This is a genomic window from Dyella choica, from assembly GCF_003977665.1.
Lineage (GTDB): Bacteria > Pseudomonadota > Gammaproteobacteria > Xanthomonadales > Rhodanobacteraceae > Dyella_B > Dyella_B choica.
The window spans coordinates 1-5,800 of record NZ_RYYV01000050.1; the positions used below are offsets into that span (position 1 = coordinate 1).

The 5,800-nt window shown below is 54.2% G+C and carries 4 protein-coding genes; 3 read left to right on the forward strand and 1 reads right to left on the reverse strand.

The features are described from left to right. Positions 1-292: 292 nt before the first annotated feature. From EKH80_RS23460 to EKH80_RS23470, 3 genes are all read left to right on the forward strand, one after another. Positions 293-961 (forward strand): DUF4145 domain-containing protein, encoded by a 669-nt coding sequence (locus EKH80_RS23460; RefSeq protein ID WP_126687224.1) that lies wholly within the window; start codon positions 293-295, stop codon positions 959-961. A 93-nt stretch (positions 962-1,054) separates the two neighbouring features. After that, on the forward strand, positions 1,055-1,675 hold the full coding sequence (locus EKH80_RS23465; RefSeq protein ID WP_158628938.1) for an MltR family transcriptional regulator: 621 nt from the start codon (positions 1,055-1,057) through the stop codon (positions 1,673-1,675). Positions 1,676-2,095: 420 nt separating this feature from the next. Then, positions 2,096-4,204, forward strand: a complete 2,109-nt coding sequence (locus tag EKH80_RS23470) for an eCIS core domain-containing protein (RefSeq protein ID WP_230473908.1) — start codon at positions 2,096-2,098, stop codon at positions 4,202-4,204. Between the two features lie 530 nt (positions 4,205-4,734). Here the strand turns inward: EKH80_RS23470 and EKH80_RS23480 are convergent. Continuing rightward, on the reverse strand, positions 4,735-5,247 hold the full coding sequence (locus tag EKH80_RS23480; RefSeq protein WP_126687227.1) for an Ig-like domain-containing protein: 513 nt from the start codon (positions 5,245-5,247) through the stop codon (positions 4,735-4,737). Between the last annotated feature and the right edge of the window lie 553 nt (positions 5,248-5,800).

The window sequence follows — 5,800 nt, forward strand, 5'->3', positions numbered from 1 at the left end:
CATCGGCGCCCTCACCAGGCGCTCGGCATGAAAACACCCGACGAGGCCTATGCTTTAGCGGCCTGACCTGTGCAGAAACCGCTGGGTCATTACATGGACTCCAATTCGCTCAGCTACTGAAAAGCGGGGCAACGTCGGAAGGGTGATAAGCCATTCGGCGGGCGGGGCACGGCAAACATCCACACAGAAGCGAATCGATCTCTCCCGGTATTACGGATTCTCGCAAGGCAGAAGCTAGTCGCCACATGAGTTCCGATTGCAGGCAATTTTTTAGAAAATTGACGAGGCACCAATGACTTCAGCCCAGCAAATCACAGAAGACGAATACGCTCGCCTGTCCAAGGCGATTCAAGATCTAAAGTCAAACTTGCTGGCGCAATTGCCAGACGATGACGTGCGAGACCAAATTCTGGAAATTTATAGTTTTAGGGATTCTATAGGCTTGGAGTCCGATCGCGGAGCCGCATTAATGGCAGCGGCGTACTTAGACAACAAGCTCGCTGAGCTTTTGAGATTGAGGTTAGTTGACGACGCCAAGACTGTTAAAGAGGCCCTTGACGTGAAAGGACCCCTGGGAACTTTTTCATCTCGAATCAATTTCTGTTTTCTTCTTGGCGCCATACCTGCCAACGCTCGCAACGATCTTCATCTCATCCGAAAGATTCGTAACGATTTCGCACATGTTGCAGGGCCGATTACATTTGATGATGCGAGCGTAGCAGAGCATTGCGGCCAGCTTACATTCCATTCCGTTAAAGCAGCGGCTTCACCGGGCTCAAAGTTTCGACGATCTGTGATGGGCTTGCTTTCGCTAATCGTGTTCGAACTCAAGGATCTGGAAAGGCTTCCGGAAATGGCTACATATCAGGTGCCTGATGGTTCGGAGGTTTATTCTCTCGTCGCGGACATCTTTGAAAAGACAACCGGGAAGCCGTATCCGCTCCACCATGAACACAACTAGCTCAGTCGGTTGTGAGCGGGAGCTTATTCTGCCATTTTGCGATCATTTACCGCGAAGGCACTCTCTATGAGCACAGAGACTGGATCTACTGACATGTCGAACATGGAAGAAGCGCTGAAGGCATTTAAGGCTAAGGCTTTCTCTCTCATTGCCGATGAAGAAGTGAGGGCGATGGCTGAGGAAGTCTTTAATTTTCGTTCATTGCTCAACTCCGAGACGGATCGCGGGGCGGCGCTCATGGCGGGATCTTTTTTGGATCAAAAACTAACGACTCTTCTCAAGAGGCGTTTGGTTGAAGATAAAAAGGTAAGCGAGAGTGCTTTCGACCACGCGGGGCCACTCGGATCGTTCGCTTCTCGTATAGATTTTAGCTATCTGATCGGCTGCCTCTCAAAAAGCGCTTGGCGCGACCTACAGCTTATTCGTAAAGTTCGAAACGATTTTGGCCATGTTGCAGGACCCATTTCATTCGAGGATCCCGCAATAAGTCAGAGGTGTAAGGCCCTCTCCTTTGCAGGGAAGTCGGTCGAAATGGACGCGCGAGCAAAGTTCAAGCGAGCCGTTATGGGCTTGCTTGCGCATATCGGTACGGCAACCGTTACAACTGTACGCTTAGAAAAAGCTCTAGATCCTCAGATACCAAAAGATATGTCACGTTCGGAAGCTATGGATCTTTTGAGAAAATTCGCCGAAGGTGAAATGGCGCCGTCTTAGCAACACCCGCGCGGTAGTTGCGATGTCATATCGGGAGGGTTTCTCTAGCGAGGGCCGGTTTCGAGAGAGTACAGGCTGTCCTAACTGGGCCTTGCACGACAAAAGGGCTCCGTAACGTACCCCGATAACAGTCCCTAATCGCCCGGCCCTATGACGCCGGATCACGGTATCGTCGGCGAGTTCTCGGCACGCCTTTCAACTCAGACATTTGGCATGGCTAACTCAGCATTATGCCGATGGCACATGGCGTAGGTCGTCCCTATAGTAAAAGCCTGGAGCGGACGAGCAACACCGTGATCACCAGCCGGTGAGATTTTGTGCAGCCGCCCGCCAGGCTGCGACAGCCAGCAGCTGGCCGAGCCAGCAATAACCTATCACCGGAGGCTCAGACGAACCGGCCTGTGATCTCGGAACGCTTCCATGAAAACCCACGATCCCAGTACAAACTCCACCCAACTTCAATCGGCCGCCGTGTCAGGCGAGCGGGAAGCCGGTTCGTCCGCTCAAGGCATGACCGTAGCTCGGCACGGCGCCCTGCAAGCGGACATCAACCAATCGCCGCGCATGCTGGCGCAGCGACGGGCATTGCAGTCAACCTTTGGAAGCGCGTTTCAACTTAAAGCCGATGCCCCGGAAAAGCATGAGTCGATGCAAGCCCGCGCCGCGCCTGTGGCACAACAGGCGCCAGCCGTGGATCCGGGCGCGATGGCGAACGAGACCGGCATGCCTCATCAGCTCAAGGCTGGCATCGAGGCGCTCTCCGGGATGGATATGTCCGACGTCCGCGTGCATCGCAATTCCGACAAGCCTTCGCAGTTGAACGCCTTGGCCTATGCACAAGGCAACAACATTCATCTGGGTCCTGGGCAGGAACGTCACCTGCCGCATGAGGCCTGGCATGTAGTTCAGCAACGGCAAGGGCGTGTGCAACCGACGATGCAGATGGCCGGAGCCCATGTCAACGATGACGAGAGGTTGGAGCGAGAGGCTGACACCATGGGAGCGAAGGCGCTCCAGCGGATGAGCGGGTCGCGGCTAACGGCGACACTTGAGTCAAGCCCAGCAAGCTCTTCACAAGCCGCCATTCAAAGAATCAGAGTGGGCTATGTGCCGACAGACCCGGCCGCATTTCGCCGCCGTACCAACATCTTGGGCGCGCCGAACGATGGAATTCCGCAATCCGACAAAAATTTCAACGAAAGCCAAAAAGAACTAATCTACCTCAACAATTTTAACGGCCCCCCCCCATCTCAATCTACTATTAATGTCTCGGAGCCCCGACCCACTGACGATTCTTCCGGCGCTATGCTGATCAATCGCAAAGAAGTCACCAAGATCGAACCTGAGATTGACCACATCGTTCCCAAGGACCACGGCGGTTCCAACGACTTTCGCAACGGGCGGGTGTTGAGCAAGGCCAACAATACCAATACGAGCACGAACCGGCCATCCCCCACGGAAAAAGAGCTCCGCTTGTATGAGCCGATCTGGTTGTCAGGCAGGATGGAAGATGGCTCGGAATATCCGGAAGAACACTTAGTAGCGAATGCGACCCTAACCGATTTGCAAGCAAGTTTGCTTGCCAAATTTTCAGGATATTCTGGCTCGAGTACAGCGACAGGCTTAGGAAAAGAAGGTGCGAATGCGATCTGCAGAGCTCCTCTCAACGCAACTCAAAACAATGTGCGGGTTTCCAATTCGAGCAGCGCTGCGGTCACCGAGAGTGCGCCGAGCGTGACTCACTCATCGGACAGTTCCCTATTGAGCAATGCCACGCTGCCGACGAGTGTGTTGAGCAACAGCCTCACAACGTTGCCGTCTCCTCCTGCGAGCTATAATTCGCTGCCGGCAAACGCATCGAGCAGCAGCGCCCCAACTCTTGCGACTTCATCTTCGAGCTATGCCGCGCCGAGCTTGACTCACTCATCGGGCAGTTCCCTATTGAGCAATGCCACGCTGCCGACGAGTGTGTTGAGCAACAGCCTCACAACGTTGCCGTCTCCTCTTGCGAACCATACTTTTCTGCCGGCAAACACGTCGAGCAGCATCGCCCCAACTATTGCAACTACCTCTTCGAGCTGGGCCGCTTCGAGCTGGGCCGCGGAGATAGTGGCGATGGCTAGGGCACAAGCCAATGCTTCGGCAAAGCATCAACAAGAGTCAGGGATGAGCAGCTCCAAAAGGATGACGACGAGGGCTAGCACGAAGGCTAGGGCGAGGGCGGCTGCAGCCATGGCGGATCCCTCTTTGAGTGGCGCCGCAGTGCCGATGAATCCGGCGAGCGGCAGCCTCATTAATCCCCTGCCGACAGATAGCAGCGCCTCGACTTTGTCGGCCTCCTCATCGAGCCATGCTGCGGGGACGGCGAGTTCGCCGACCGTGGGACCCTCATTGGCCACAGGGAAGCGGCAGACGCGAACGGAGGACAATGCGAGTTCGACGGTTGATTCGAGCAGCAACCATTTAACTTCGGCGAGTACCACTTCGAGCACAAAGAAGGCGCGAGCGACGATCCCGGCAGAGGAGTGAGGAGGAAATAGGAGTGTTTAAATTTGGCACATCCAAAATTTGAACGAATTTGATCTCAGCGAGGCCGCCATCATTCGCCTGGGATGTCCAGCGCTTGCACCCTACGGCATTGCGACCTTCCCGTTCGAAAAGTCATTTGACGAATGTCCTCGATTCGCTCGAATCGAATCTCTTCGAGACCTCGGCAGCTATCGAAGGATTCCGGGAGATGAGCCACGCCAAGCGCGTATTCATCCTAGGCCGCAGGGACCTTTCCAGCATGCTGCGCACCCCGTTACCCGCGATAACGCTCCCTAATCACGATAAGGGCGACCGGATGCCATGTATTGGGCAGGAAGAACTAGGATGAGGGAGAAGCGGGCCATACCGCTGATGCAAACGCGCGCCCCAACTCCGGTCATAAAAGAGCTTCAACGCTAACCCAGTAATCCAGCTAGGAACCTCGACGTTGGCATCAAAGCGGGTCAGGATTTCCCCCGTTTAGCCCTCAATCTTGAGCGATAGAATTCAACTACTGTTGCCCTATTTTTTTATCTCCGTATTTGTTTTTTACTGGCAGATAGGGCGGAGATTTGCCACATGCCCCCGTCCTTGCAGAGCGATTGAAAACGATCCGAATTCATGTCGGCATGGCCTTCTATGACGTGAAAAAAATAGATGACCTTTACTTTCTGGCTATTTAGGTCAACAAGAAATGTTGCCCCATCCTCGCCCAGATACCCGGGATTGGGTAGGTAGGTATAGTTTCCACCTCCGTCGTCTTCCAGAATTCCGTGCTTGGGCTGAGATTGCACAGTGGCCGTGCCGGTATCTGGCAAGACTTTGTTTTCATACATTTGGAAGTAATCTGATCCGGCCGCCGGAAAAGAAAGTACATATTCTCCTTGTTCGTTAATGGTTGGTGGCGTCTTCTGAAAACTCGGAATGGCTTGGCAAATGCCAAGAATGTGCTCGCGTCGTGCGCCGTGATTCACCTGTGATGCCTGCGCGACTATGACGGTGTCACTTTGCGACGGTGCGTTCGGCTGGCTAAAGATAAACATGATTTTGTCTCCTCCTAAGGAGTTTCACGCAGTACGCCTGGCACCTCGTGAGGATTGCTTTATTTATTGAGCCATCGCGCACGCACTAAGTCGGCAAATGCCTACTTCGCACGATCAATGCCACCTGCTAAGGTCAGATGGTCACCGGCGCCATCTCAATCTGCTGACCACGCCGGTGACCATGGCAGTAACGCGGTAAAAAAGCGCGGATCGCATGGGCGGTAACCCACACGACCCGCTAAATCACAACCAACTTTCAAGGAGTTGATCATGATCTGCTGCGATGATACGACAAGCGTGCATCCGTCTGTAACCTTTTGGCTCATCAACGAGTCGCATCTACCTCTGGAACCCGAGCTGGCCAAGCGACACGCCGACCTCATGAGAATCGCAGGCGCGTCGTTAGCGATGTGCGTCATTCGAAATCTCTTGAATGGACACAAATCATCCCGTCGAACCGTAAGCTCCCCCGTCAAGTGGACATTTCAGAAGTAGAGCTTCTGGCGTAGTGGTAACGGTACTCGGCGGGCGTCATACCGCCGAGCGCATCGTG

Excerpts from the sequence above, each read along its gene's own strand:
- EKH80_RS23480 (WP_126687227.1), bottom strand. The coding sequence starts at position 5,247 with ATGTTTATCTTTAGCCAGCCGAACGCACCGTCGCAAAGTGACACCGTC.
- EKH80_RS23470 (WP_230473908.1), top strand. The coding sequence starts at position 2,096 with ATGAAAACCCACGATCCCAGTACAAACTCCACCCAACTTCAATCGGCC.
- EKH80_RS23465 (WP_158628938.1), top strand. The coding sequence starts at position 1,055 with ATGTCGAACATGGAAGAAGCGCTGAAGGCATTTAAGGCTAAGGCTTTC.
- EKH80_RS23460 (WP_126687224.1), top strand. The coding sequence starts at position 293 with ATGACTTCAGCCCAGCAAATCACAGAAGACGAATACGCTCGCCTGTCC.